The sequence below is a fragment of the Clavibacter sepedonicus genome (assembly GCF_000069225.1).
In the GTDB taxonomy this organism is placed as follows: Bacteria; Actinomycetota; Actinomycetes; order Actinomycetales; family Microbacteriaceae; genus Clavibacter; species Clavibacter sepedonicus.
In genome coordinates this window covers 3142939-3166515 of record NC_010407.1, presented here as the reverse complement: position 1 = coordinate 3166515, position 23577 = coordinate 3142939, and the positions used below count along the sequence as shown (strand labels likewise).

Sequence of the window (23577 nt, the reverse complement as noted above, 5' to 3'; positions counted from 1 at the left end):
CAGACAAGGACGCCGAACATGAGTCCGAGCATCCCGCTCGCCCGCCGCGGCGCCTCCGTCGCCTCGCACGCCAGCCTCACCGAGCGCCTCTTCTCGTCCTCCGACGACCGCCGCATGGCGCGCAGTATCGACGACGGGCTCGCGCTCGTCGAGGAGCAGCTGCTCCGCGAGGTCCGGTTCGCCGACGACGTGGCCGACGTGACCACGCGCTACCTGCTCGACGCGGGCGGCAAGCGCGTGCGCCCGATGCTCGCGCTCCTCATCGCCCAGCTGGGCGAGGGCAACACGCAGCAGGTGGTGGACGCGGCGGTCGCCATCGAGATCACGCATCTCGCCTCGCTGTACCACGACGACGTCATGGACGAGGCGGACATGCGCCGCGGCGTCCCGAGCGCGCAGGCCGTGTGGGGCAACTCCGTCGCGATCCTCGCGGGCGACCTCCTCTTCGCGCGCGCCAGCAAGATCGTCGCCGACCTCGGCCCGCGCGCCATCCGCCTGCAGGCTGCGACGTTCGAGCGCCTGGTCCTCGGGCAGCTGCACGAGACCATCGGCCCGCGCGAGGGCCAGGATCCGATCGAGCACTACCTCGACGTCCTCGCCGACAAGACCGGCTCCCTCATCGCGTGCGCCGCGCAGATGGGCGTCATCTACTCCGGCGCGGATCCCGAGCTCGAGTCGGCCGTGTTGGCGTTCGGCGAGCGCACGGGCGTGGCCTTCCAGCTCGTCGACGACGTGCTCGACCTCGCCGACCAGCCCGAGGAGACCGGCAAGCTCGCCGGCACCGACCTCCGCGCGGGCGTCGCGACGCTCCCGCTCCTCTACCTGCGCCGTCTCGCGGAGACGGACGCCGCCGCGGCGGCGCTGCTCGCCCGCATCCAGCGCGACGTCGAGCACGAGGAGACGCCGGAGTCCGAGGCCGATCTCACGGCCGCCATCGCCGAGCTCCGCGACCACGAGGTCACGGCGCGCACCATCGCGGAGGCGCACCGCTGGGCCGCCGAGGCGGTCGAGGCGCTCGCGCCCCTGCCCCAGGGCCCGGTGAAGAAGGCGCTCACGCGCTTCGCCGACACCATCGTCGAGCGCACGCGCTAGCTGCCGCTCGTCCCCGCCGGCTCTCGCGGGGATCCGCACCACCACGCCCCCGCACGGCCGGCACGGGGACGACGACGAACCGGAGACACCAGTGACCAAGCTCAGGCTGGCCATCGTGGGCGCAGGGCCCGCGGGCATCTACGCGGCCGACATCATCCTGAAGGCCGAGAAGCAGTTCAACGTCTCCATCGACCTCTTCGAGCGCCTCCCCGCGCCGTACGGCCTCGTCCGCTACGGCGTCGCGCCCGACCACCCCCGCATCAAGGGCATCATCGGCGCGCTGCGCGACGTGCTCGACCGCGGCGACATCCGCATCTTCGGCAACGTCGACTACGGCCGCGACATCACGCTGGAGGACCTGCAGAAGCACTACAACGCGGTCATCTTCTCCACGGGCGCGATCCGCGACGCCGAGCTCGACATCCCCGGCATCGACCTGCCGGGCTCGAACGGCGCGGCCGACTTCGTCAACTGGTTCGACGGCCACCCCGACTTCCCGCGCGACTGGCCGCTCGACGCCCGCGAGGTCGCGGTGATCGGCAACGGCAACGTCGCGCTCGACGTGGCGCGCATGCTCGCGAAGCACGCGGACGACCTGCTGCCCACCGAGATCCCGGACAACGTCTACACGGGGCTCAAGCACTCGCCCGTCACCGACGTGCACGTCTTCGGCCGCCGCGGGCCCGCGCAGGTGAAGTTCACGCCGCTCGAGCTCCGCGAGCTCGGCGAGGTGCCCGACGTCGACGTGATCGTCTACGACGAGGACTTCGGCGTGGATCCCGCCGCCGAGGAGGCCGCGAAGACCAACAAGCAGGTCATGGTCATCAGCCGCGTGCTGGAGAAGTGGCGCACGCGCGAGACCGGATCCGCGTCCCGCCGGCTGCACCTGCACTTCTACTCGCGCCCCGCGGAGGTGCTCGCGTCCGACGACGCCGAGCCGCGCGTCGCGGGCTTGCGCATCGAGCGCACGCGGCCGGACGGCCTCGGCGGCGTCGAGGGCACGGGCGAGTACCGCGACGTGCCCGTGCAGGCCGTCTACCGGGCGGTCGGCTACTTCGGGTCGCCCGTCGACGGGATCCCGTTCGACGAGCGCCGCGGCGTCATCCCGAACCACGAGGGCCAGGTCCTCGACATGGACAACAACCGGATCCCCGGCGTCTACGCCACGGGCTGGATCAAGCGCGGGCCCATCGGCCTCATCGGGCACACCAAGTCCGACGCCATGGAGACCGTCTCGCACGTGCTCAACGACCAGGGTGACTGGTGGACCCCCGAGGCACCCGAGGAGCAGGCGATCGTCGACCTCCTCGCCGAGCGCGGCATCGAGTACACCGACCTCGCCGGCTGGCACGCGCTCGACGAGCACGAGATCGCCCTGGGGCAGCCGCACGGCCGCGCCCGCATCAAGGTGGTCGAGCGCGACGAGATGCTCGAGGCGTCGCGGCCCCGCCAGTCCGTCTGATCGGCGCGCGCCGCACGATCTGATCGACGCCGACGGGCGCCCGCGGTCCTCCCGCGGGCGCCCGTCCGTCGTCCGTCCCCAGCTGGACCCCCGTCCGCCCGCCCGGCCCGCCGCAGCCCCTAGGGTCGCCGCGTGATCCCCGCCTCCGCGCCCGCCCTGCTCGTCGCGGTCGGCATCGCCGGTGCCGCGCTCGGCGCCGCCTCCCCGGCGCTCGCCCGCGCCGCCCTCGCCGGGGGTCGCCGCCCCGACGGCCTCGACGCCCGCCCGCTGGATCCGCTCCCCGGCCTCGGCCGCGTCGCCGCGGTCGTCGCCGCGCTGGTCGCGGGCACCCTCGCCGCCCTGGTCGTCGCGGAGACGCCGCCCGCGCGGATCCCCGTGGCGCTCCTCGTCGTCGCCGTCGGCCCGGTGCTCGTGCTCGCCGACCTCGCCGCGCACCGCCTGCCCGACCGGGCCACGGCTCCGGCGGCCGTCGCGGCCGCGGCGCTCGCGCTGGTCGCGGGCGGATCCGGCCTCCTCGTCCAGGCGGCGGCGTGCGGCGCGGGAGACGTGAAGCTCGCCGGCGTCATCGGCCTGGCGCTCGGGCAGCTCGGGCCCGCGCAGGTCGCGCTGGGCCTCGCCGCGGGCACGATGCTCGGCGGCGTCGCGACGACCGCCCTGCTCGTCGCGGGCCGTGCCCGGGCGTCGACCGCCGTCCCGTTCGGTCCGTGGCTCGTGCTGGGCGCCCTCGTCGTGGTATCCGCTCCCCGTACGCTCGCGTGAGCGCGCAGGGGATCCGGCCGACGGTTGTCTGTGCGTGGGGATCCTCGTGCGCTGTCGGGCGTACGGTGGAGGGAGTGTCCAAGACCCCGGCATCGACGTACTGACGAGCCAGAGGATGAAGAGATGGCACAGAGATCGCTCTCACTGCTGCAGGACGAGACCGGTGTGCTCCTGGCCGCGGCCTCGCGCGCGGTGGTCTCGCTGTACCGGCCGCTGCTGCAGCCGCTCAACCTGACGCACCCGCAGTACCTCGTGCTGCTGGCCCTCGACGAGGAGGAGCCGCAGGCGGTCGTCGACCTCGCGGAGAAGCTGCACCTCACCCCGGGCACGCTCTCGCCGCTGCTCAAGCGCCTGGAGGTGTTCGGCTACGTGTCGCGCTTCCGCGACGCGACGGACGAGCGTCGCCTGTCCGTCGGCCTCACGCACGCCGGGCGCGACATGCTCCCCGTCATCTGGCGCGTGGGCGACCAGGTCCGCCGCGACATCGCCGGCGACGACGTGGACGACTCGCGGCTCCGCGACCTGCTCCAGGGCGTGCTCGACCGCGCCACCGCCCACGAGCAGGCGCACGACCACGCCGACGACCATGAGGACGAGGACGCGGCGGACGCCGGACAGGCCTGACCCGCGTCCGGCCTGACCCGCGTGCCGCTTGACCCGCGTGCGGCCTGACCCGCGTCCGGCGAGGGCCTCGCCGCTACTGCACGCCCGAGGTCAGGCGCGCGAGGTTGTCGAGCACCGTGCTGGACCGCGTGCGCCGGCTCCACTCCTCGAGGGTCAGCTCGCGGCTGCGCTTCCGGTAGCCGTCCTCGATCCGGCGCATCTCGCGCACGAAGCCGGGGCCGCGCACCATCAGCGAGACCTCCATGTTGAGGCTGAACGAGCGCATGTCCATGTTGCTGGATCCGATGACGGCCACGTCGTCGTCGATCGTGAAGTGCTTGCTGTGCAGGATGTACGGGGCCCGGTACATCCAGATCCGCACGCCCGCGTTCAGCAGCTCCTCGTAGTACGAGCGCTGCGCGTGGTAGACGACGGGCTGGTCGCCGATCTCGCTGACGAACAGCTCGACCGAGAGCCCGCGCTGAACGGCCGTGGTGATCGCGTACCGCATGGAGTCGTCGGGCACGAAGTACGGCGACGTGATCACGATGCGCTCCTGCGCGTAGTAGAGCAGCGCGTTGAACAGGCGCAGGTTGTTCTCGCCGGGGAACCCGGGGCCGGACGGCACGACCTGGCAGTCGAGCTCCTCGTCGTCGTCCGAGGCCGCGACCTCGATGGGGTCGGTCTCGCGCACGAGCAGCTGGTCGGTCTCCGCGTACCAGTCGGTGATGAAGATCGCGTTGAGGCCGCTCACGATGGGACCCTCGAGCCGGGTCATGAGGTCCTGCCACTTGAGGCCCCGCTTGCGGTTGACGACCTTGTCGTAGCTGCGGTGCACCATGTTCTGGGATCCCATGAAGCCGACGCGGCCGTCGATCACGAGCACCTTGCGGTGGTTGCGGAGGTCGGGCCGCTGGTAGCGCCCGCGCAGGGGCTGGACGGGCAGCATGAGGTTCCAGTCCGCGCCGATCGCCGTGAGCTTGCGCGTCGTCCGCTTGTAGCCGGGTGCGCGCAGCGACGCGATGTGGTCGAGCAGCACGCGCACGGTGACGCCGCGCTGCACGGCGCGCTCGAGGGCGTCGAAGAAGGGTGCGCTCGTCACGTCCCAGGCGAGGATGTAGAACTCGACGTGCACGTACCGCGTGGCCCTGTCGACCTCGGCGGTCATCGCGGCGATGGACTCGTCGTAGTGGCTGTAGAGCTTCGCGCGGTTGCCGCCCACGAGCGGCATGGAGCCGAGCGTGCGGTTGAGCTCCACGACCGAGTCCAGCCACGACGGCCACGAGTGCTCGCGCGTGACGCGCTCGATGCCCTCCGTCGACTCGATGATGAACCGGTTGATCTCCTGCTGCTTCTCCCGGCGCCGCTTCGGCAGGCGCGTGGACCCGATGAGCAGGAACAGGAAGATGCCGAGGTACGGCAGGAAGAAGATCGCCATGAGCCACGCCATGGCGGTGGACGGCCGACGGTTGCGGGGGATCACCAGCAGCGCCACCACGCGCACGATGAAGTCGACGAGCACCGCGAGCCCCGCGAGGATGAGGGTGGTCATCGAGGGGTCCATCAGGCGGAGTCTATCCGCCGCATCCGCGCCGCCCGGGGGTCCCGGCTCCCGCCGGACAGGCCGGGCGGGCGCCGCCGCGGGCGGCGCGGCGGATCAGCGGAAGTTGACGAACTGCAGGTCGAGGTCGACGTCGGCGCCCTTGAGCAGCGCGATGGTCTGCTGCAGGTCGTCCCGGCTCTTGCTGGAGACGCGGAGCTCGTCGCCCTCGACGCGGCTCTTGATGCTCTTGGGGCCCTCGTCGCGGATGATCTTGCCGAGCTTCTTCGCGTTGGCCTGGTCGATGCCCTGCTTGAGGGTGACCTCGATGCGGTACTCCTTGCCCGAGGCGAAGGGCTCGCCCTCCTCGAGGCTCTTGAGGCCGATGCCGCGCTTGAACATCTTCGTCTGCAGCACGTCGAGGATCGCCTTCACGCGCTCCTCGCTGGAGGCCTTCATGAGGATGGTGTCGCCGCTCCACTCGATGGAGGCGCCCACGTTCTTGAAGTCGTAGCGCTGCTCCACCTCCTTCTGGGTCTGGTGGACGGCGTTGTCCGCCTCCATGCGGTCGACCTTGCTGACGACGTCGAACGAGGAATCTGCCATGCGGACCATGTTAAGGGACGGGCGGCTGCGGGCCCGCGGCGGCGGCGGCCGACGATTTCGGTTCGCGGGTCGGCGACCGCTATCATCGACGAGCGTCTCCGGTCAGTGATCACACGGGTCGGGTGCGCATGGCGAGTTACCCTAGCGGCCAAAGGGATCTGACTGTAAATCAGACGGCTCAGCCTTCGGGGGTTCGAATCCCTCACTCGCCACCGAACGAGGACGGCCCCGCTGTGCGGGGCCGTCCGTCTGTCCCCGACGCGTCCGTCGGGGCCCGCCCGTGCCCGCACCGTCGCGCGCACGCCCGACGACCTGGATCCACCACCGATGTTCCCCGCCGCACCCGGCCCACGCACGCGCGCCCTCGGCACGTCCGGCGTCGTCGTCTCCGCGCTCGGCCTCGGCACGAGCGGCTTCGGCTGGACCGCCGACCGCGACGAGGCGTGGGCGATCCTCGACGCGTACCGCGAGGAGGGCGGCACCTTCATCGACACCGCCTCCTCCTACTCGCAGTGGGTGCCGGGCCACGAGGGCGGGGAGTCCGAGGCGATCATCGGCGGCTGGCTGGCCGCGCGCGGCTGCCGCGACGACGTGGTCGTCGGCACCAAGGTCGGCAAGAGCCGCGACGCCCCCGGCACGTCGGCGCGGTCCATCCGCCGCGGGGTGGACGCCTCGCTCCGCCGGCTCGGCACGACGCACGTCGACATCGTGCACGCGCACCTCGACGACACCCGCACCCCGCTCGAGGAGACCGTCGCCGCGCTGTCCGAGCTCGTGGAGGAGGGCAAGGCGCGGCTGGTCGGCGTCTCCGGGTTCCGGCCCGAGCGGATCGAGCAGGCGCTGGCGCTCGCGCACGGATCCGGCGCGGTGCCCGTCGGCGTGGTGCAGGAGGAGTACAGCTTGCTGGTCCGCGACCACGCGGAGGGGCGGCTGCAGGCGGTGGTCCGGCAGGAGGGCCTCGGCCTCGTCGCGCACAGCGTGCTCGCCAAGGGGTTCCTCACGGGCAAGTACCTGCCGGGTGCGCCCGCGGTGCCGTCCGCCCGCGCGCTCGACGCGGAGCAGCACATGTCGGCGGGCGGGCACGCGACCGTGCGCGCGGCCGAGGAGGTCGCGAGGACGCGCGGCGTCACGGTCGCCGAGGTCGCCATCGCGTGGGTGCTCGGTCGGCCCGGGATCGCGAGCGCGCTCGTCGGCGCGCGCACGGCCCGGCAGATCCGGCAGCTGATGCCCGCTGCGCAGCTCGTGCTCGACGACGACGAGGTGTCCCGCCTCGCGTCCGCCGCAGCCCGGGCGACGCGGGACGAGAGCGCCTGACCCGCCCGTATCCTGGGGCGACCGCCGCCCGAGCCGCCCGAGGAGATCCGCCCGTGTCCCGTCCCTGGCCCGAGGGCTCCTACATCGCCGCCCTGCTCGTGATGACGACCGCGACCGGCGCCATCGACGGCGTCAGCTACCTCGCGCTCGACCGCGTCTTCACCGGCAACATGACCGGCAACGTGCTCTTCATCGGCTTCGGCCTCGTGGGCGTCGCCGACATCCCCGTGCTCAACAACCTCGTGGCGCTCGTGGCCTTCATGCTCGGGGCGGTGATCGCGTCGCGCATCACCCGACGCGCGCCCACCGACGTGCACCTGCCGCGCTCCTCCGTCTGGATCCTCGTCACGGGCGCCCTGGTCACGCTCGCGCTCGCCGTGGTCTGGCTCGCGGTCGGGACGCTCGACACCGGGGTCATGATCGCCATCACGGGCTTCCTCGCGCTGCTGCTCGGCGCTCAGGCGGCCGCCGTGAAGAGCATCGGGCTGCGCGACCTCTCGACCGTGGTCGTGACGATGACGATGGTGAACCTCTCCTCCGACAGCCGCGTCGCCGGCGGCACGGGCGCCGCGTGGGCCCGCCGCATCGGCGCGATCGTCTGCATGGGGCTCGGCGCGCTGGTCGCCGCGCTCATCACGACGCACGCCGGCGGCGCGTGGGCGCTGCTCGCGGCGGGCGGCCTGATGGTGCTGGGCGTCGGCCTGCTGTGGAACGCGCGCCGGATCGAGCGGGGGCGCCTCCGTGAGGGTGCCGCCGCGTCGACCGACGAGGCGCGCGCCGCCGTGTCGCCCGCCTGAGCGCCGCGCGCCGGCCGGCCCCGCCCCTCTGGCAGGCTGGTCGCATGACGACCCCCGGTGACTCCGAGCTCCTGACCATCGCCCGCGACATCGCCGTCCGCGCCGGGGAGCTCGCGCTCCGCCGCCGCCGCGAGGGCGTCGAGGTCGCCGCGTCGAAGTCCAGCCCGGAGGACATCGTCACGCACACCGACCGCGAGACCGAGGACCTCATCCGGCAGGCGCTGCGAGACGTCCGCCCCGAGGACGGCTTCCTCGGCGAGGAGTCTGAGGGCACGTCCGGAACCTCCGGCCTCACCTGGGTGGTCGACCCCATCGACGGCACCGTCAACTTCCTCTACGGCATCCCCGCGTGGGCCGTGAGCGTCGCCGTGGTCGAGGGCGACGCGGATCCGCTCACCTGGACCGCGCGCGCCGGCTGCGTCGTGAACCCCACCCTCGGCGAGGTCTACACGGCGACGGCGGGCGGCGGATCCGCGCTCGACGGCCGACCGCTCGCCGTGAACGCGGGCGTGCCGCTCTCCCTCGCGCTCGTGGGCACGGGCTTCTCGTACGGCGCGGAGACGCGCATGCGGCAGGGCCGCGTGATCACCGAGCTGCTCGGCGAGGTGCGCGACATCCGCCGGATCGGCGCCGCGTCGCTCGACCTCTGCAACGTCGCGGCGGGCCGCACCGACGCGTACTTCGAGCGCGGGCTGAAGCCGTGGGACCACTCGGCCGGCGCCCTGATCGCGGCGGAAGCCGGCGCGCGCGTGACCGGGATCAGCGGCGGACCCGCGTCCGCCGAGCTCCTGATCGCCGCGGATCCCGAGCTCGCGCGCGCCCTCGAGGAGCGGCTGGAGCGCCCGCGCGCATAGCCCCTGAAGCCCCCCGCGCGCATCCCCCGGGTGGCGCGAATCCCTTCCGGAGGTTAGCCTTTACCGATCCGTTACATCGCGGCCGGGCTGGAACCGGTCGCTCGCGCACGCCCCGACACCGCTCGGCCGGCATCGCGCTGCACCTGTCCCCTGCTCAAGGAGCTCCACGATCCTGTCCTGCCTCCACGCCTCGCGTGCCCCCCAGCCCTCCGACCGGCGGCCCTCGTGCTGACCCCCGACGAGACCGCAGGGACCGTGTACCCGACGCGACGCGAGCGCCGCGAGGCCGAGCGCCTGGCCGCCGAGCGGGCATCGGGCGGATCCGCACCCCGGGCGGAGGCGGATCAGCCCCGTGAGCCCGCGGTCGCCGCGGTCGCCGTGGCCGAGCAGCCCGTGGACCAGCCCGTCGAGGCGCCCGCCGATTTGTCCGGCGTCGCGGACGCTCAGCCCGAGCAGGTCGCCCCCGCCGAGCAGGTCGCCCCCGATGCGCTCATCGCCCCCGCGCCCCGCGCCCCGCATCCTCCACGTCTCGGTCGAGGCCCCGGCCGCCCCGAGCACGCACCTCCCCGCGCAGGCCGAGCCCGCTGCTGCCGGGGCCGCGGAGACCGTGCCCCTCGCGACCCGCGCCCGTCGCCTCCGCGCCGTATCCGCCGCCGCACCCGAGTCGCGCCGCTCCTCGTACGTGCCCGCGAAGCGCGCGAGCGTCCCGGCCGCCGCCCCGCACGCCCGCATCCGCGGGCGCCGTGTCCCCGCGTCCTCGCGTCCCGCCCTGGCCGCTCCGGCGCCCGAGAGCGCCGCCGGCCGCCGCCGCTCGAACGCGTCGCGCGGGCTGACGCTCCTCACGATGGCGTTCGTCGCCACGGTCACCATCGCGACCTCGCTGCCGTCTTCCGCGTTCCTCACCGGCCAGGACATCGCGCAGGCGAACGTGGTCACGGAGACGCCGGCCACCTCGATCCCCAGCCAGAGCATCGCGCTCTCGGCCGCCCCCGAGGCGACGGTCGTCGGCGGCACCGACGACGCGTTCACGGCCACGACGCCGCAGCAGATCATGCTGGCCCAGACGTCGAAGGGCGCCGGCGCCTTCACGAACGACATCAACGGCACCATCCAGTGGCCCTTCGCCGCGGGCGTGCCCATCAGCGGCGTCTTCGGCCACCGCATCGCGCCGTGCTCCAACGGCTGCTCGAGCAACCACCAGGGCGTCGACTTCGCGCCCGGCATGGGCGTGCCCATCCAGGCCATCGCCGACGGCGTCGTGCGCGAGGCCGTCACCAGCGACACCGGCCTCGGCGTGCACCTCGTCATCGACCACGTCATCGACGGGCAGCTCATCACGAGCGTCTACGGCCACATGCTGCCGGGATCCCTGCGCGTGAAGGCGGGCGACGCCGTCTCGGTGGCCACGCAGATCGGCCAGGTCGGCAACACGGGCGCATCCACCGGCCCGCACCTCCACCTCGAGATCCGCGTCGCCGACGGCACCGCGGTGGATCCCTTCGCCTGGCTCCAGGAGCACGCGAACTAGTTGTAGTTCCTCGGGAGGTTGTGAACGCTGGGGCGGATAGCGAAGACCTCCGGGACGATGTGGGTTACCACACTCATCAACGTCCACGGAGGTCTTCGTGACTCACGCTAACGCCCCGTTCACTCCCGTGGGCAGGGTTCGGCTTGCCCGGTTGATCGTTGAGGACGGGTGGCCGGTCCGGCGTGCGGCGGAGAGGTTCCAGTGCTCGCCGGCGACGGCGTCGAGATGGGCTCGCCGGTATCGGGCCGGGTTGCCGATGACAGATCGCTCATCCCGCCCGCACCGGCAACCGACCCGCACGAGTCAGCGTCGGGAGCGGCGGATCATCGCGCTGAGATTCACTCGCCGGTGGGGCCCGCACCGCATCAGCTACCACCTGCGTATCCCCCGTTCCACGGTCGAGCGGGTCCTCCGTCGCTACCGGATGCCGTTGCTCACGCACCTGGATTCCGCGACGGGACTCCCCGTCCGACGCTCGCCCGCGCGACGCTACGAGCACTCCTCACCGGGAGATCTGGTCCACGTCGACATCAAGAAGCTCGGCCGCATCCCGGACGGCGGCGGGCACCGAGTCCTCGGCAGAGCGGCCGGCCGGAAGAACAACCCCCGGACCGGGCGGGGATACGCGTTCCTGCACCACGCCGTGGATGACCACTCCCGACTCGCGTACTCCGAGATCCTCACCGACGAGCGCAAGGAGACCGCCGCCGCGTTCTGGGCCCGCGCGAACGCGTTCTTCACCACCGCGGGCATCACCGTGATCCGTGTCCTGACGGACAACGGCTCCTGCTACCGCTCCCACGCCTTCACCGAGGCGCTCGGCACCATCGCCCACACACGCACCCGCCCCTACCGGCCCCAGACCAACGGGAAGGTCGAGCGCTTCAACCGCACCCTCGCCACGGAATGGGCTTACGCCCACCCCTACCTCACCGACGAGGCCCGCGCCGCGACCTACCCTGCCTGGCTGCATCACTACAACCACCACCGCCCCCACACCGGCATCGGCGGACTCACGCCCGCCGAACGCGTTCACAACCTCACTGGGAACTACAACTAGCTGTACCGGGTCATGACGTTGGTGACACTCGGGCCGCGGGCGTGAGCCCGTGGCTTGAGTGGATTCGTTCAGTGTTGTAGTGCTCGATGAAGGGGTCAAGCGCGTCGGCGCGGTGTTGGTTGCTGGTGAAGGGTTGCCGGTAGGCCCACTCGGTCGCGAGGGTCCGGTTGAAGCGCTCGACCTTGCCGTTCTGCCAGGGGCAGTGCGGGCGGATGAACTTCTGCCGCGCGCCCAGGTCCTGGACGGCGTTCTTGAACGCGGTCGAGTGCCGGTAGGCGAACGCGTTGTCCGTGATGACCCGCTCGATCCGGGTGATCCCGCGCCCGGCGAAGTACGCCGCTGCGCGGGCCAGGAACCCGGCCGCGGTCGCGCCTTTCTCATCGGGATGGATCTCCGCGTAGGCGAGACGGGTGTGGTCATCGACCGCGGCATGGACGTAATCGAACCCGATCCCGCGGCCGCGGACCTGCTCGCTGCGCCCGTGGACCCGCCAGCCGCCTCCGTCCGGGATCCTCCCGAGCTTCTTCACGTCCACGTGGATCAGATCACCCGGATGCTCGTGCTCATACCGGTGCGCCGTTGACCGGGATGCCCGGATCACGGCCCCGGTGACGGGGTCCAACCATGCCAACGGCGGCGCCCCGTGCCGGCGCAGGATGCGGGAGATCGTGCGGGCCGGAACGCTCGTCACCGGAGCCAGCCGGGCGGGCCCGAACCGAAGTTCCGCGCGCGCAGCCAGCACGGCGCCTTCCTGTTCCGGACTCGTCCTCGCCGGCATCGACCGTGGTCTCGAGGACCGATCCGCGAGCCCCGCGACACCCTCCTGACGGAACCGGGCCACCCACCGATGCGCGCACTGACGCGACACCCCGAGCTCGCGAGCCACATGCGACACCGGACGACGATCCTCGACTACCCGACGCACGAGGAGAAGCCGACCATGAACAGTCAACCGGGCATTAGCGTGGGACATCGAGGCCTCCTGGCGATGGTTGAACTAGACAGCTCCATCAAGCCAGGAGGCCTCTTCACACGCCCCGAAGTGTCACCAACGTCACGGCCGAGTACACCTAGGCGCGACGGCCGGGGCGCCGCCGGGAGCGACGTCGCCGGATCCGGCACCGGGATCCGCTCCCGCGAAACGCCACCGCAACACGGCATCGCTACGCTCGCGGATCGGGGCGTCTCCCCACACACCCGCGCGGAAGCAGGCGATCATGGCCCGACAGATCTGGACCCTCCACGGCGACGGACGGACGGTGGAGACCTCCGCGGTCGTCGGCCCCGGCGAGCGCCTCACCTGGCCGCGCACCATCGGCCTCGGGATGCAGCACGTCGTCGCCATGTTCGGCGCGACCTTCCTCGTGCCCGCCCTCACCGGCTTCCCGCCGACGACGACCCTGTTCTTCTCCGGGATCGGGACGCTCCTCTTCCTCCTCATCACCAAGAACCGGCTGCCCAGCTACCTCGGCTCGTCGTTCGCGTTCATCGCGCCGATCACCGCGGCCAACGCGGCGACGGCCGCGGGCGGCGGCGGGATCGGCGCGGCGCTCGCCGGCATCGTGGCGGTCGGCGTGATGCTCGCGGTCATCGGCGGCATCGTGCAGCTCACGGGCACCGGCTGGATCGACGCGCTGCTGCCGCCCGTGGTGGCCGGCGCGATCGTCGCGCTCATCGGCTTCAACCTGGCCTCGGCTGCGCGCGACAACTTCGTCCTCGCGCCCGTGACGGCGACCATCACGCTCGCCGCGGTGATCCTCTCGACCGTGCTGTTCCGCGGGATCCTCGGCCGGCTCTCCATCGTGCTCGGCGTGGTCGTCGGGTACGTCGTGGCCGCGATCCGGCAGGAAATCGACTACTCCAAGCTCGAGGCCGCCGCGTGGATCGGGCTGCCCGAGTTCCACGCGCCCGAGATCACACCGCAGTTCTGGGCGTTGCTGCCGGCGTTCCTGCCCGTCGTGCTCGTGCTGGTCGCGGAGAACGTGGGGCACATCCGCGGCGTCGCGCAGATGACCGATGGCTCGGTCAACAAGCTCACCGGCCGCGCGCTCCTGGCCGACGGCCTCGCGACCGTGCTCGCGGGCCTCGGCGGCGGATCCGGCACCACGACCTACGGCGAGAACATCGGCGTGATGGCCGCCACCCGCGTCTACTCGACCGCCGCGTACTGGGTGGCCGGCGCGTTCGCCGTGCTGCTCGGGCTCTCGCCCAAGGTCGGCGCGGTCATCAACACGATCCCGGCGGGCGTGCTCGGCGGCGTGACGACCGCGCTCTACGGCCTCATCGGGATCATCGGGGTGAAGATCTGGCTGGACAACAAGGTGGACTTCTCCAAGCCCGTCAACCAGCTCACGGCCGCGACAGCGCTCATCGTCGCGATCGCGCCGTTCACCTTCACGCTCGGCACGGTCTCCTTCAACGGCATCGCGCTCGGGACCATCGCCGCCATCGTGATCTACCACGTGATGCACACGGTCGCGCGGCTCCGCGGCACCGACTGACGGGGGGCGTCCGGCCGCTCACGGCTCCGCGACGCGCGGGTGGCCTAGCATCGCGCTGCGGCGACGGCGCCGCGGGCGACCGCCGTCGCCCGCCCCCCCCGGACGCACGCCGCCCGGCCGCACCGGCCGCGTCGCGCATCCCGAGCCCAGGAGATCCACCCGACATGCACGCCCCCGGCGCCCCGAGCGGACGCGGCGCGACCACCGCCGACGCCGCGACCCGCGTCGGCGGCCCCTCCCGCGAGCGCATCCAGCGCCTGTGGCTGGCGTTCGCGCTCTGCCACCTCTGGCTCATCACGCTGAACCTCATCGGCCGGACCTCCGCGCTCGGCGACGTGACGGGCATCTACCGGATCTGGATGCGGGAGGGCGTCGCGGGAGCCGGCTGGGTCGGCATCGACGTGCCCTGAGTGTACCCGATCCTCGCGGCCGCGCCCATGATCGTGTCGCTCGCGGGCGGCACCGCGTTCTTCGGCACGGTGTGGCTCGCGCTGGTCACGCTCCTCGACGCCGCCGTCTTCGCGCTGCTGCTGTGCGCCCGCCGGGGTCGCGGCCTCTCCCCCGCCGCGTGGTGGCTGGGCTTCCTCGTGGCGCTCGGGCCGATCGCGCTCGGCCGCATCGACGCCGTCACCGTCTCCCTCGCGCTCGCGGGCCTGCTCGTGCTCGCGACCCGGCCGGCCCTCGCGTCCGCGCTCCTCACCGTCGGCGCGTGGGTGAAGGTGTGGCCGGCGGCGCTGCTCGTCGCGGCGCTGATCGTCCGCCGCGGCGCCGCGCGCACGTCGATCGGGGCGACCGCGCTGGTCACCACGGCCGTCGTCGCGGCGGGATCCCTCGCCCTCGGCAGCGGTGCGAACCTGCTCGGCTTCGTCGGGCAGCAGGCAGGGCGCGGCCTGCAAGTGGAGTCGAGCGCCGCGCTGTACCGCCTCTGGCGGATCGCGCTCGGCGACGACAGGTACCGGATCTACGACGACCCGCGCATCATCACGTTCCAGGTCGCCGGGCCGGGCGTCGACGCGGTCGCGGAGGCCATGACGCCCGTGATGATCGTGGCGGTCCTCGCGGTGACCCTGCTCGGGATCCGCGCCGCCCGCCGCGGCGCCCGGCCCACCGCCCTCGTGGGGCCGCTGTCGCTCGCGCTCGTGGCGGCGCTGATCGTCACCAACAAGGTGGGGTCGCCGCAGTACGTCTCGTGGTTCGCGGTGCCGATCGTCGTGATGCTCGTGCACGACCGCCGCGCCCGCGGCACGGCCCTCGTCGCGCGCCTCGGCCTGGTGGTCGCGGCGCTCACGCAGGTCGTCTACCCGTACGGGTACCTGCTGCTCACCTCCGCGGTGCCCGCGATGGTCGCCGTGATCACCCTGCGCGATCTCGCGGAGGTCGCGCTCCTGGTCGTCGCCGTGGTGCAGCTGGTGCGGCTGGGTGCCGCGGAGGCCGACGGGATCCCGCAGGCCGGGATCGCCCGCGCCCGGCGCCCCGCGACGCGGCCGGTGCGCACGGCCCTCGGCGCGCGCACGGTCGGCCGACGGGCGGCGGCGCCCGCGCGTCAGGAGAGCGGCACCGCCTGAGCGAGGGCGGCGAGCACGGCGTCCGACGTGGCGACGGCGCCGAACACGCCGCCCTGCATCGTGACCATCCGGAGCGCCGCCTCGTGGTTCGCCGGATCCGTGGCGCCCGTGCAGTCCGACAGCACGAGGCACTCGTAGCCGCGGTCGTTGGCCTCGCGCATGGTCGTGGAGACGCACACATCGGTCGTGATGCCCGTGAGGATCAGCCGGTCGATGCCGCGCGAGCGCAGCAGCAGGTCGAGGTCGGTCGCGTAGAAGGCGCCCTTGCCCGGCTTGTCGATCACGGGCTCGCCCGGGAGCGGGGCCACCTCGGGGACGATCTCCCAGCCGGGCTCGCCGCGCACGAGGATCCGCCCGCACGGGCCGACGCTGCCGATCTCGGCGCCCGCGCGCTCCGACCGCCACCGCTTGTTCGCGGGCAGGTCGGAGAGGTCGGGGCGGTGGCCCTCGCGGGTGTGAATCACGGACATGCCGAGCTCGCGCACCCGCTCGAGCAGCCGGGCGGTGGGCGCGAGGCCCGCGCGGGTGAGCGCGAGGTCGTAGCCCATGCGGTCGACGTAGCCGCCGACGCCGCAGAAGTCGACCTGCCAGTCGATGCAGACCACGGCGGTGCGGGCGACGTCGACGGCGCCGTCGTAGGGCCAGGCGTAGGGATCCGCCGCGACGGCCGTGGTGCCGGCGACGGGCGCGGGCACGGTGACCGCGCTCACGAGCGGGCCTCCCCCGCCTCGACGGCCGCGCCGAGCGGGGCGCGCACGCGTCCCGCGGCGTCCACGGCGACGAGCACGACCGCGCCGACGACCATGCCGACGACCGCCGTCGAGAGGAAGTCGGCGTACGCGTGGGCCACGAGCGCGACGACGGCGCCGACCGCCCAGCCGACGAAGGCGGGGGCGCGCCAGGCGCCGCGCGCGCCGACGGATCCGGCCGCCGCGCGTCGCGGTGCGAGCAGCAGCTGGTCGACGATGAGCACGGCGCCGATGGGCGGCACGATCACGCCCAGCAGGTTCAGCCACGTCTCGAAGTACGACCAGATGCCGGCGACCGCGAGGACGACGCCCACCGCGCCGAGCACGAGCGTGGTGCGGCGCATGCGCATCCCGGTGAGCTGGCTCCAGCCGACGGCGCCGTTGTAGAGGCAGTGGGCGCACACGGATCCGAGGTTCACCACCACGAACAGCACGGCGAGCGGCACGAGGGCACCGCCCTGCGCGACGAGGATCCCGAGGAAGTCGCCGCCCGCGGTGCCCGGGTCGGTCGCGCCGCCCAGCGCGACGACGAGGCCGCCGACCACGAGCGCGACGGCGTTGCCGAACGGGAACGCGGCGAGGGTCGCGAGCACGGCCTGCCGGCCCGAGCGCGCCCAGCGCGTGAAGTCGGCGGTCATGGTGCCCGAGTCGGCGAACAGCGCCACGACGAGGGTCACGGCCGCGCCGAAGCTCAGCGCGCCGGCTCCCGCCGCGGGCGCCGTCTGCAGCTCCGCGCCGCCCGACCTGGTCGCGACGATGACGACGGCGACCGCGCCGAGCACGAGGTAGAGGGGAGCGGCGACCACGCCGATCCAGGAGAGCGCGCGGATGCCGAGCAGCGTGACCGCGACGAAGAGGAGGCCCGCCACGAGCGTGGTGCCCGTCTGGTCCCAGCCGAGGCTGCCGTGGAGGGTGGATCCGGTGAGCCCGGTCTGGAACGCGAACCAGCCGATGACCACCGTGGCGAGGAAGCCCGCCGGCACGACGTACCCCTTCGCCCCGAACGTGCGCATGGCCATGAGCGCGAAGCTCTCGCCGCTGCGCCCGGCCAGGTAGCTGAGCGCCCCGACATAGACCATGAGGACGAGGGTGCCGACCGCGATGGCGCCCATGCCCGGCCAGAAGCCGAGCGAGTGGACGACCAGGCCGCCGAAGACCGCGCACGTGAGGATCATCGGGAAGCCCAGCCACACGGCGGCGACCGAGGAGGTGCGGCGGCGGGCGTGCGGCGGGACGGGCTCCGACTCGTACTCCGAGAAGGCGGGGCGGTCGGCGGGATCCGGATCGGCGGGGGCGGTGTGGCGCGCGACCGGCGGGGCGGCGGGATGCGACATGGGATCTCCTGGGATCGGGTGACGCCGGCGGGGGATCCGGCTGCGTCCTATAGGAACATCGGCGTCGCTCACGTGCGTTTCTGCGGTGTTTCCGGGATGTGAAACGCACCTGGGTGACCGCCGGATCGCGGATCCTATAATCGGGGCATGCCCTCCCCCGCGCTCGTCCCCGCCCGTCTCGGCGCCGCGGAGCGCGTGCGGGTGCTGCTCGAGGAGGAGATCCTCGGCGGCATCATCGCCCCCGGATCCCGCGTGAAGGCCGACGAGGTCGCCCAGCGGATGGGCACGAGCCACATCCCCGTGCGCGAGGCGCTGCGGGCGCTCGAGGCCGACGGCTGGGTGGTGCACCGCGCGCACGAGGGCATGTCGGTGCGGCCGCGCGTGCTGTCCGAGCTGGTGGACCTCTTCGAGGCGCGCGCACTGGTGGAGCCGCGGGCCGTCGAGCTCGCCGCGGGGCGCCGCACGGCCGACGACCTCCGCGAGCTCGAGCGGGTGATCCGCCTGCAGGAACGCGCCGCGGATCCGGCTGACCTCGCGCGCCTCAACTACGACTTCCACGTGGCCCTCGCGGCCGCGGCGCACAACAGCACGCTGGCGTCCGTCGGCGAGTCGATGTCGAAGCGCGTGCGCTTCCACTACCTGCCCGCCGCGAGCGCGCGACGGCCCGACTCCCTCGCGGACCACCGCGAGCTGCTCGCGATGGTCGAGCGCCGCGAGGGCGAGCGGGCGGCGGATATCGCGCTCCGCCACATCGAGGCGACGCGCGTCGACGCGTGCGCGGCGCTCGAGGACCTACTGCGCGCGGAGGCGGCGGGCTAGCCGTCGGCCGTCCGGGGATCGAGCCCGCAACCGCCGGCTGCTCGAATACAACCACCACCGGTCCAAACCACACTCAGCGGGCTCGCGCTCACCGACCGCGTTCACAACCTCACTGGGAACTACACCTAGTCACTCCCCTCGTCGAGGTCGATAACCCACGAATGAAAGGCGGGGTGCGCCTCTACTTCACACCTGGCGTGCTGTATTGCTATAGCGACGACACAACGCTTCGCTCCTGGGCCAGCCGACAGGACACCGTCCGCTCCGAGATTGATCGGGAGCATCGCGAGGATGATCTGAAGCGCTCCGAGGTTGATCGGTTCACGAAGCAGGTCGACCAGGAGCTTCGACTCCGAAATCGCCTTGGGGGCGCGGCCCGGGCGATCGGGTATCGGGCATTTGCAGATCACGCCATCAGGTCGAGTACACGTACTTGCGTCGAGATGCGGGACGTTCTCATGCAGGGTCGCGTTCTCGGCTGGGATCCCGAGTTTCGCATCGTCTGCGCTGATTGCGAGCTCGACTACATCGGCGAGCTCATCCCCCACGACACAGCAGTGTGCCCTCCTGTCCTGCGTCGCGCGTGAAGCGCCCACCGCGAGCCAGGGTGGACTCCCCACACAAGTCTCCAGCGACGTGCCGGCCTGGCCCCGTCTTCCTGACAACCCCTGAATGCTGCTCAGCAGCTGGCAGCCAGCTTCGCGGAAGGAGGGACTGACCACGGCAGGACGCATGCCACACGACACATCGCCAAGGAGGGAGGACACCTCGCTTCCTCGAATCGCCCGCATGGGACAGCAGCACCTTGCGGGCCATGGTTGCGGGACACTCGCGGCTGCGGGTCTCCGCGGCGAGCTCCGTCCGCTCACGGGACGTCCCGCAAGCCAACGGATGCGGGAGACGCGATGACCAAGCCACGATCCCGCGAACGTCGCGGCGCAGCGTGCAATGCGCTGCCGTCACGCCTCCGCGCAAGTTCGCCAAGGAGCGAGGCCGCCGATCCCGCCGCAGCCGTGAGGCGTACAAGTCAAACGTGTCCGGGCATCGCCCGTGCACGGCCTGCCTGTGTACCGTGAGCACGGGCATCGAGCGCGGCATCAGTAGATTCACGGTCATGTCCCCCACGTTTGTCTCATCCATCAGTGTTGCCCTTCGCGGGTACGCTCGCCGCCGACCTTTCCGCACCTGGCGTCACAGAGCTGCCGTCGTACTCGTTACCGCCGCGCTCGTCGCGTCGGCCACGCCGGCATCTGCAGTTGACTATGAGAGGACCCAGTACCCGGTCGTCGGTGGCACGGCGCTCCAGATGCGCGGCGGCTACTGCACAGCTGGCTTCGTCGTCAAGAAGGACGGATTCCTAGCCAACCTCAGCGCTGCGAGTCGGGCCACCCGCTACGTCGTGACCGCGAAGCACTGTGGTCCCGTCGGCACGGATGTGAGCGTCGGAGGGCAGTACCTGGGCAAGGTCGTATGGACCTCACAGATCAGCGACCTAGGAATGATCGAGGTCGCGCCCAACGTGCGTCGCATTCCGCACTGCAGTTCGCGGTCCACGGGGATCTCGTGCATCGTCATCACCTCCTATGATCCACGCGCCGTCGGGAGGGTGTTGCTGGCCAGCCTGCGGACAAGAAGCATCAGCACCGTACCCGTCACGGGCTTTGGAGACGGCGCCCCCAGTGGGGACACCGACGTCTGCACCTCCGGCGCTACGACCGGGCTGAGCTGCCTATGGACGGCGCACGAGCTCACGACGGAGCAGGTCAAATACGCGGGCGAACATGGCGCGACAACATCAGGCACCGGCCTCCTGGGCGGAGACTCGGGGTGCCCCGTGGTATCAACAAGCGGGCTCCTGTACGGCGTCCATTCAGCCGTGTTCCGATCCGATCCTAGCCTCATGACCTACATCAGCGCCGGGCAATTCTTCTTGGAGCGCCCCGGGTACTCGCTCGCCCCCTCCTGAACGGGAGCGAGCTGAAGGACACGGGCCGCCGAATTGCCGCCTCCCGAAACCGATCCGGATGCAGTGGCGGCGATCCTTCGTCTCCCGCTCCGGGGCGCCACATAGGTCCTCGTGCCAGAGGAGACTGATGTGCGGCGATCGAGAGGTCGAAGTACCGGGCGATTCTGAACGAGAAGATCCCGCCGGTGTCTCCGCGCATCGAGTTGCCGCGCTCATACCGGTTCCCACCCGTCCCCGCCGACATGCGCGAGGACCGCGAGCACCCGGACATCCGCATCGCACGCCGCGCGGGGACCCTCGCACGAGTTGCCGCAGTCGCCCACGAGCGCGGCGAAGTCTCCTCCGGGCTACGACGCGTGATCGTCATCCAAGCCGTCCGACTCGCCGACCTCACCGCTGCCCGCCTCGCGTACGCCGACGGCAGATCCCGACCCGCGCCAACCACGATTGACGTTCAAGGGCTCGTCGGCAGCGTCATGGCCGAGTTCGGAGAAGAGGGCCTGGACGGCACCTCCGACGCATAGCGAGCGTCACAGGAGGCCAGGCCGCGCTGCGGTGTCGACCACGCCGACGTCAGGGACGCCTCCTACGAAGCCGCGAGTGCGGCGGGTGATGAGCTACCAGCACGCCTCCCTGCAGGTGCATCTACCTCCACCCGTCGACGGCTGGTCGAGTGCATGGCCGCCAGACGCGCGCGACGCCCGCCCGAGCCGCACTTTGCCCCTCTCGACGCTTCGACTGGCACGCCGATAATATAAGTTATGTCAGATACGGTACGGGTGGCTCGCTTCCCCGCGCTCCCCTCGCGGCGCTCCCGTGCTAAAGCCACACTCAGGAGCCCCCTCCAGACAGTGGTCGACATCGCTGACAAGTTCCGAAACTTGCCGCACGCGACCATTTCACACCATCCGCTGAGTGCCTCTCCTTTCCCACTGCCGATGGCGAGCTCACACCCAGGCTTCGTCACGGTCCGCAGCTACGTTGCTAGGACGTAATAGGGTTGCTCTCGGAAAAGTACAGCGATGGGGATGTAGCTCATATAGGTCTCATCTCCTGAACCTGGCAAGCCACCAGCACCGATGATGCCAATGATCTTCATATCCCTACTGACGACAGGTCCCCCAGAGTCACCCCTCTGCGTCGCTGTTGAGAACGTCTCCGCCAAAACCTGCTGATTCTCGACAATAAGGCCGGGCGGTCGGTTTGTCGATACATAATTACACAGACGTCCCGTTATGTATCCGCTGGTGCAAAAAATCTCCCGAGCATCTGGGACCTTGGTTCCGGCTACCGGCACGGACGATTCCTGACCGGAGCGATTCCTCACAGCAAACACCTCACCCGTCGCCCGGGGCTCGTAGTCACTAGTGAGCGTGCAGCGGATACCCGCCGACGTTGGATAGCAGCTCCTCCTCGTCGTCTGCAAGGGCTCAATTCGGACAATTGAGAGGTCGGTGTCTGGCGATTCCCAGATGACCGACCCAACCTCAACGTCGTTAACGTGGACATGGGCGCCCCGACCGCCGCAATGCTTCGCGGTCGCTACATATCGGACGGCACGCTGATAAGGCGTGATTCGCGACAGGAATCCAGATCCTGTAAGCACCGCGCCAGCGGTGCAATCATAGTCTCTTGTATAGGTAGGTCCGTCACTCTCACTGAAGATGAGATGGGTACCCGCTCGCACAGGGAGCGATGCACGGGCGATGCGATCGACTGCCTGAGCCGGTGCGGCGACGGAGCAACATCCAGCAACGGTGGCGAACGCGAGCAGGAGGGCGAATATGCTTTTATGTGGGATTCTCACAGAAGTAGACACTAGGGCGAGAGACGGGCCGGGGAGCTGCACTCTCCACAGGTGCGACTCGCGCTCGCGCGGGGGTGAGGATCGAACTTTTAATAGCTGATCCATGGCGTCGGGAGCCACTGGCGGGGAGGAGCTCTCGCCTGGCCCGTCGCCAATCGGTCAGCGCCGAACGTACAGCGCTTCGGCCCCCGCAAGAGCGGTCTACTCGTAAGGCCCCACATCCCAGCACGGGATAGGATAGTTAAACCCGTAATAGTAATAGTAATAGTATCTTTCGCATTATACCCGGCCGGGAGTAGGTTCTAGTGGTGCTTGGTGCCGTGATGCTCGTGATTGCCGCCGTGAGTCGACACCGGAGTGGTCCGGTAGGGGATCCCTCCCGGACCACCTCGTCGTCGAGTGGCGGCCGCGGGGTCATGCGTCTCAGGTAGGCGGTCCGGCGACTGTTCCGCTGAGGGGTCCTTACCTGAGACACTGGACGCATGCCAGGACAGCTCATCGGATACGCCCGCGTCTCGACCGACGCGCAAGACGTCACCGCCCAGCGGGACGCCCTCGCAGCGCTCGGCGTGACGCCGGATCGGATCTACGTCGACCACGGCCTCACCGGCACCAACCGGAACCGTCCCGCGCTCGGGAAGGCGCTCGAGGCGTGCTGGGCCGGCGACACACTCGTGGTCACGAAGCTCGACCGCCTCGCCCGCTCGATCAGCGACGCCCGCACCATCGCCGACGAGCTCGCGACCAAAGGAGTCGCGCTCAGCATCGGGGGATCCATCCACGACCCGACCGACCCGACCGGGCGGCTCCTGTTCAACATGCTCGCGATGTTCGCCGAGTTCGAATCCCACCTCATCCGCGCCCGCACCCGCGAGGGCATGAAGGTTGCCGCGAAGAAGGGGAAACTCAAGGGCGGCAAGCCCAAGCTCTCCCCCGCCGCCGAGCGACACCTCGTCGCGCTCTACCGTGCCGGCGACCACTCCATCAGCGAGCTGTGCGACCTGTTCTCGATCGGCCGCGCCACCGTCTACCGCGCCCTCGGTCGGCACCCCGTCGAGGAGAGCGGACAGGTCACGCTCCCCCCGGGTTGACAATGACCCGCAGACGTAGGTGCCGCTAGGGCACCCGCTCGACGGCGCACAACCCGCTCGCCTCAAACCCACGAAGGAGTACACCTCAGATCGTCGCTGAGAGGCGGCCCGGATGCGCTGCATCAGCCGC

The 23577-nt window shown here is 71.2% G+C and carries 23 protein-coding genes and 1 tRNA gene; 17 read left to right on the top strand and 7 right to left on the bottom strand.

Annotated elements, in window-relative coordinates; genetic code table 11:
• Positions 1–18: 18 nt before the first annotated feature.
• The 4 genes from CMS_RS14840 to CMS_RS14825 all read left to right on the top strand — a co-directional run bounded on the left by CMS_RS14840 (position 19) and on the right by CMS_RS14825 (position 3937).
• Positions 19–1092 carry a polyprenyl synthetase family protein gene (locus tag CMS_RS14840; protein ID WP_041464769.1) on the top strand — a complete coding sequence of 358 codons (1074 nt, stop codon included), beginning with the start codon at positions 19–21 and terminating at the stop codon, positions 1090–1092.
• A 91-nt stretch (positions 1093–1183) separates the two neighbouring features.
• Positions 1184–2554, top strand: coding sequence for an FAD-dependent oxidoreductase (locus tag CMS_RS14835; RefSeq protein WP_012300227.1), 1371 nt, complete (start codon positions 1184–1186; stop codon positions 2552–2554).
• 132 nt (positions 2555–2686) lie between these two features.
• Complete coding sequence (locus CMS_RS14830; protein ID WP_012300226.1) at positions 2687–3313, top strand: A24 family peptidase; 627 nt, start codon at positions 2687–2689, stop codon at positions 3311–3313.
• A 123-nt stretch (positions 3314–3436) separates the two neighbouring features.
• Complete coding sequence (locus CMS_RS14825; RefSeq protein ID WP_041464768.1) at positions 3437–3937, top strand: MarR family winged helix-turn-helix transcriptional regulator; 501 nt, start codon at positions 3437–3439, stop codon at positions 3935–3937.
• A gap of 73 nt (positions 3938–4010) precedes the next feature.
• Here the strand turns inward: CMS_RS14825 and cls are convergent, their stop codons facing one another.
• Entirely contained in the window at positions 4011–5480 is a 1470-nt protein-coding gene (cls, locus tag CMS_RS14820; RefSeq protein ID WP_041464767.1) for a cardiolipin synthase, read from the bottom strand.
• Between the two features lie 93 nt (positions 5481–5573).
• A complete protein-coding gene (locus tag CMS_RS14815; RefSeq protein ID WP_041464766.1) occupies positions 5574–6062 on the bottom strand; it encodes a YajQ family cyclic di-GMP-binding protein in 489 nt (162 codons plus the stop codon).
• 130 nt (positions 6063–6192) lie between these two features.
• Between CMS_RS14815 and CMS_RS14810 the strand changes: the two genes are divergently transcribed.
• The 6 genes from CMS_RS14810 to CMS_RS14780 all read left to right on the top strand — a co-directional run bounded on the left by CMS_RS14810 (position 6193) and on the right by CMS_RS14780 (position 11615).
• Positions 6193–6274: transfer RNA gene (locus CMS_RS14810), tRNA-Tyr, on the top strand.
• Positions 6275–6389: 115 nt separating this feature from the next.
• A complete protein-coding gene (locus tag CMS_RS14805) occupies positions 6390–7376 on the top strand; it encodes an aldo/keto reductase (RefSeq protein ID WP_012300222.1) in 987 nt (328 codons plus the stop codon).
• A 53-nt stretch (positions 7377–7429) separates the two neighbouring features.
• Positions 7430–8173, top strand: coding sequence for a YoaK family protein (locus CMS_RS14800; protein ID WP_012300221.1), 744 nt, complete (start codon positions 7430–7432; stop codon positions 8171–8173).
• A 44-nt stretch (positions 8174–8217) separates the two neighbouring features.
• Positions 8218–9027, top strand: a complete 810-nt coding sequence (locus CMS_RS14795; RefSeq protein ID WP_012300220.1) for an inositol monophosphatase family protein — start codon at positions 8218–8220, stop codon at positions 9025–9027.
• Positions 9028–9511: 484 nt separating this feature from the next.
• Positions 9512–10555 carry a peptidoglycan DD-metalloendopeptidase family protein gene (locus tag CMS_RS18315; RefSeq protein WP_306295593.1) on the top strand — a complete coding sequence of 348 codons (1044 nt, stop codon included), beginning with the start codon at positions 9512–9514 and terminating at the stop codon, positions 10553–10555.
• Positions 10556–10652: 97 nt separating this feature from the next.
• The gene (locus CMS_RS14780) at positions 10653–11615 is read left to right on the top strand and encodes an IS481 family transposase (protein WP_012300217.1); all 963 of its coding nucleotides are present in this window, start codon (positions 10653–10655) and stop codon (positions 11613–11615) included.
• Between the two features lie 10 nt (positions 11616–11625).
• On the opposite strand, the gene CMS_RS14775 is transcribed toward CMS_RS14780, so the two are convergent.
• Positions 11626–12588 (bottom strand): IS481 family transposase, encoded by a 963-nt coding sequence (locus tag CMS_RS14775; protein ID WP_012300216.1) that lies wholly within the window; start codon positions 12586–12588, stop codon positions 11626–11628.
• 244 nt (positions 12589–12832) lie between these two features.
• On the opposite strand from CMS_RS14775, the gene CMS_RS14770 reads away from it, so the two are divergent.
• The 3 genes from CMS_RS14770 (at position 12833) to CMS_RS14765 (ending at position 15681) form a co-directional block, all read left to right on the top strand.
• Complete coding sequence (locus CMS_RS14770; protein WP_041464764.1) at positions 12833–14116, top strand: uracil-xanthine permease family protein; 1284 nt, start codon at positions 12833–12835, stop codon at positions 14114–14116.
• A gap of 164 nt (positions 14117–14280) precedes the next feature.
• Entirely contained in the window at positions 14281–14526 is a 246-nt protein-coding gene (locus CMS_RS18050; protein WP_223842673.1) for a hypothetical protein, read from the top strand.
• Positions 14527–15681, top strand: coding sequence for a glycosyltransferase 87 family protein (locus CMS_RS14765; RefSeq protein WP_223842672.1), 1155 nt, complete (start codon positions 14527–14529; stop codon positions 15679–15681).
• Here the strand turns inward: CMS_RS14765 and biuH are convergent.
• Both biuH and CMS_RS14755 read right to left on the bottom strand, forming a co-directional pair.
• Entirely contained in the window at positions 15660–16391 is a 732-nt protein-coding gene (gene biuH, locus CMS_RS14760) for a biuret amidohydrolase (protein WP_012300214.1), read from the bottom strand. The genes CMS_RS14765 and biuH overlap by 22 nt on opposite strands.
• Positions 16388–17764 (bottom strand): cytosine permease, encoded by a 1377-nt coding sequence (locus CMS_RS14755; RefSeq protein ID WP_012300213.1) that lies wholly within the window; start codon positions 17762–17764, stop codon positions 16388–16390. The genes biuH and CMS_RS14755 overlap by 4 nt, the downstream gene beginning before the upstream one ends.
• A gap of 147 nt (positions 17765–17911) precedes the next feature.
• On the opposite strand from CMS_RS14755, the gene CMS_RS14750 reads away from it, so the two are divergent.
• Positions 17912–18583, top strand: coding sequence for a GntR family transcriptional regulator (locus tag CMS_RS14750; RefSeq protein ID WP_012300212.1), 672 nt, complete (start codon positions 17912–17914; stop codon positions 18581–18583).
• Between the two features lie 125 nt (positions 18584–18708).
• Here the strand turns inward: CMS_RS14750 and CMS_RS17230 are convergent, their stop codons facing one another.
• On the bottom strand, positions 18709–19131 hold the full coding sequence (locus tag CMS_RS17230) for a hypothetical protein (RefSeq protein WP_133064096.1): 423 nt from the start codon (positions 19129–19131) through the stop codon (positions 18709–18711).
• Positions 19132–19697: 566 nt separating this feature from the next.
• On the opposite strand from CMS_RS17230, the gene CMS_RS14740 reads away from it, so the two are divergent.
• Together CMS_RS14740 and CMS_RS16305 are read left to right on the top strand one after the other, a co-directional pair.
• Positions 19698–20549 carry a chymotrypsin family serine protease gene (locus tag CMS_RS14740; RefSeq protein WP_158309451.1) on the top strand — a complete coding sequence of 284 codons (852 nt, stop codon included), beginning with the start codon at positions 19698–19700 and terminating at the stop codon, positions 20547–20549.
• 185 nt (positions 20550–20734) lie between these two features.
• Positions 20735–21073 carry a hypothetical protein gene (locus CMS_RS16305; protein ID WP_049791960.1) on the top strand — a complete coding sequence of 113 codons (339 nt, stop codon included), beginning with the start codon at positions 20735–20737 and terminating at the stop codon, positions 21071–21073.
• Positions 21074–21525: 452 nt separating this feature from the next.
• Here the strand turns inward: CMS_RS16305 and CMS_RS16830 are convergent, their stop codons facing one another.
• Positions 21526–22461: a trypsin-like peptidase domain-containing protein gene (locus CMS_RS16830; protein WP_165770258.1), complete on the bottom strand. Its 936-nt coding sequence runs from the start codon at positions 22459–22461 to the stop codon at positions 21526–21528.
• A 377-nt stretch (positions 22462–22838) separates the two neighbouring features.
• Here CMS_RS16830 and CMS_RS14730 point away from each other — a divergent pair, with 377 nt between their 5' ends.
• Positions 22839–23447, top strand: coding sequence for a recombinase family protein (locus tag CMS_RS14730; RefSeq protein WP_041464763.1), 609 nt, complete (start codon positions 22839–22841; stop codon positions 23445–23447).
• Positions 23448–23577 lie beyond the last annotated feature (130 nt).

Bases quoted from the DNA above. Each gene is read 5' to 3' on its own strand.
- CMS_RS14840 (WP_041464769.1), top strand. From the start codon at position 19: ATGAGTCCGAGCATCCCGCTCGCCCGCCGCGGCGCCTCCGTCGCCTCG.
- CMS_RS14825 (WP_041464768.1), top strand. From the start codon at position 3,437: ATGGCACAGAGATCGCTCTCACTGCTGCAGGACGAGACCGGTGTGCTC.
- cls (WP_041464767.1), bottom strand. From the start codon at position 5,480: ATGGACCCCTCGATGACCACCCTCATCCTCGCGGGGCTCGCGGTGCTC.
- CMS_RS14815 (WP_041464766.1), bottom strand. From the start codon at position 6,062: ATGGCAGATTCCTCGTTCGACGTCGTCAGCAAGGTCGACCGCATGGAG.
- CMS_RS14805 (WP_012300222.1), top strand. From the start codon at position 6,390: ATGTTCCCCGCCGCACCCGGCCCACGCACGCGCGCCCTCGGCACGTCC.
- CMS_RS14795 (WP_012300220.1), top strand. From the start codon at position 8,218: ATGACGACCCCCGGTGACTCCGAGCTCCTGACCATCGCCCGCGACATC.
- CMS_RS18315 (WP_306295593.1), top strand. From the start codon at position 9,512: ATGCGCTCATCGCCCCCGCGCCCCGCGCCCCGCATCCTCCACGTCTCG.
- CMS_RS14775 (WP_012300216.1), bottom strand. From the start codon at position 12,588: ATGTCCCACGCTAATGCCCGGTTGACTGTTCATGGTCGGCTTCTCCTC.
- CMS_RS14770 (WP_041464764.1), top strand. From the start codon at position 12,833: ATGGCCCGACAGATCTGGACCCTCCACGGCGACGGACGGACGGTGGAG.
- CMS_RS18050 (WP_223842673.1), top strand. From the start codon at position 14,281: ATGCACGCCCCCGGCGCCCCGAGCGGACGCGGCGCGACCACCGCCGAC.
- CMS_RS14755 (WP_012300213.1), bottom strand. From the start codon at position 17,764: ATGTCGCATCCCGCCGCCCCGCCGGTCGCGCGCCACACCGCCCCCGCC.
- CMS_RS14750 (WP_012300212.1), top strand. From the start codon at position 17,912: ATGCCCTCCCCCGCGCTCGTCCCCGCCCGTCTCGGCGCCGCGGAGCGC.
- CMS_RS14740 (WP_158309451.1), top strand. From the start codon at position 19,698: ATGTCCCCCACGTTTGTCTCATCCATCAGTGTTGCCCTTCGCGGGTAC.
- CMS_RS16830 (WP_165770258.1), bottom strand. From the start codon at position 22,461: ATGGATCAGCTATTAAAAGTTCGATCCTCACCCCCGCGCGAGCGCGAG.
- CMS_RS14730 (WP_041464763.1), top strand. From the start codon at position 22,839: ATGCCAGGACAGCTCATCGGATACGCCCGCGTCTCGACCGACGCGCAA.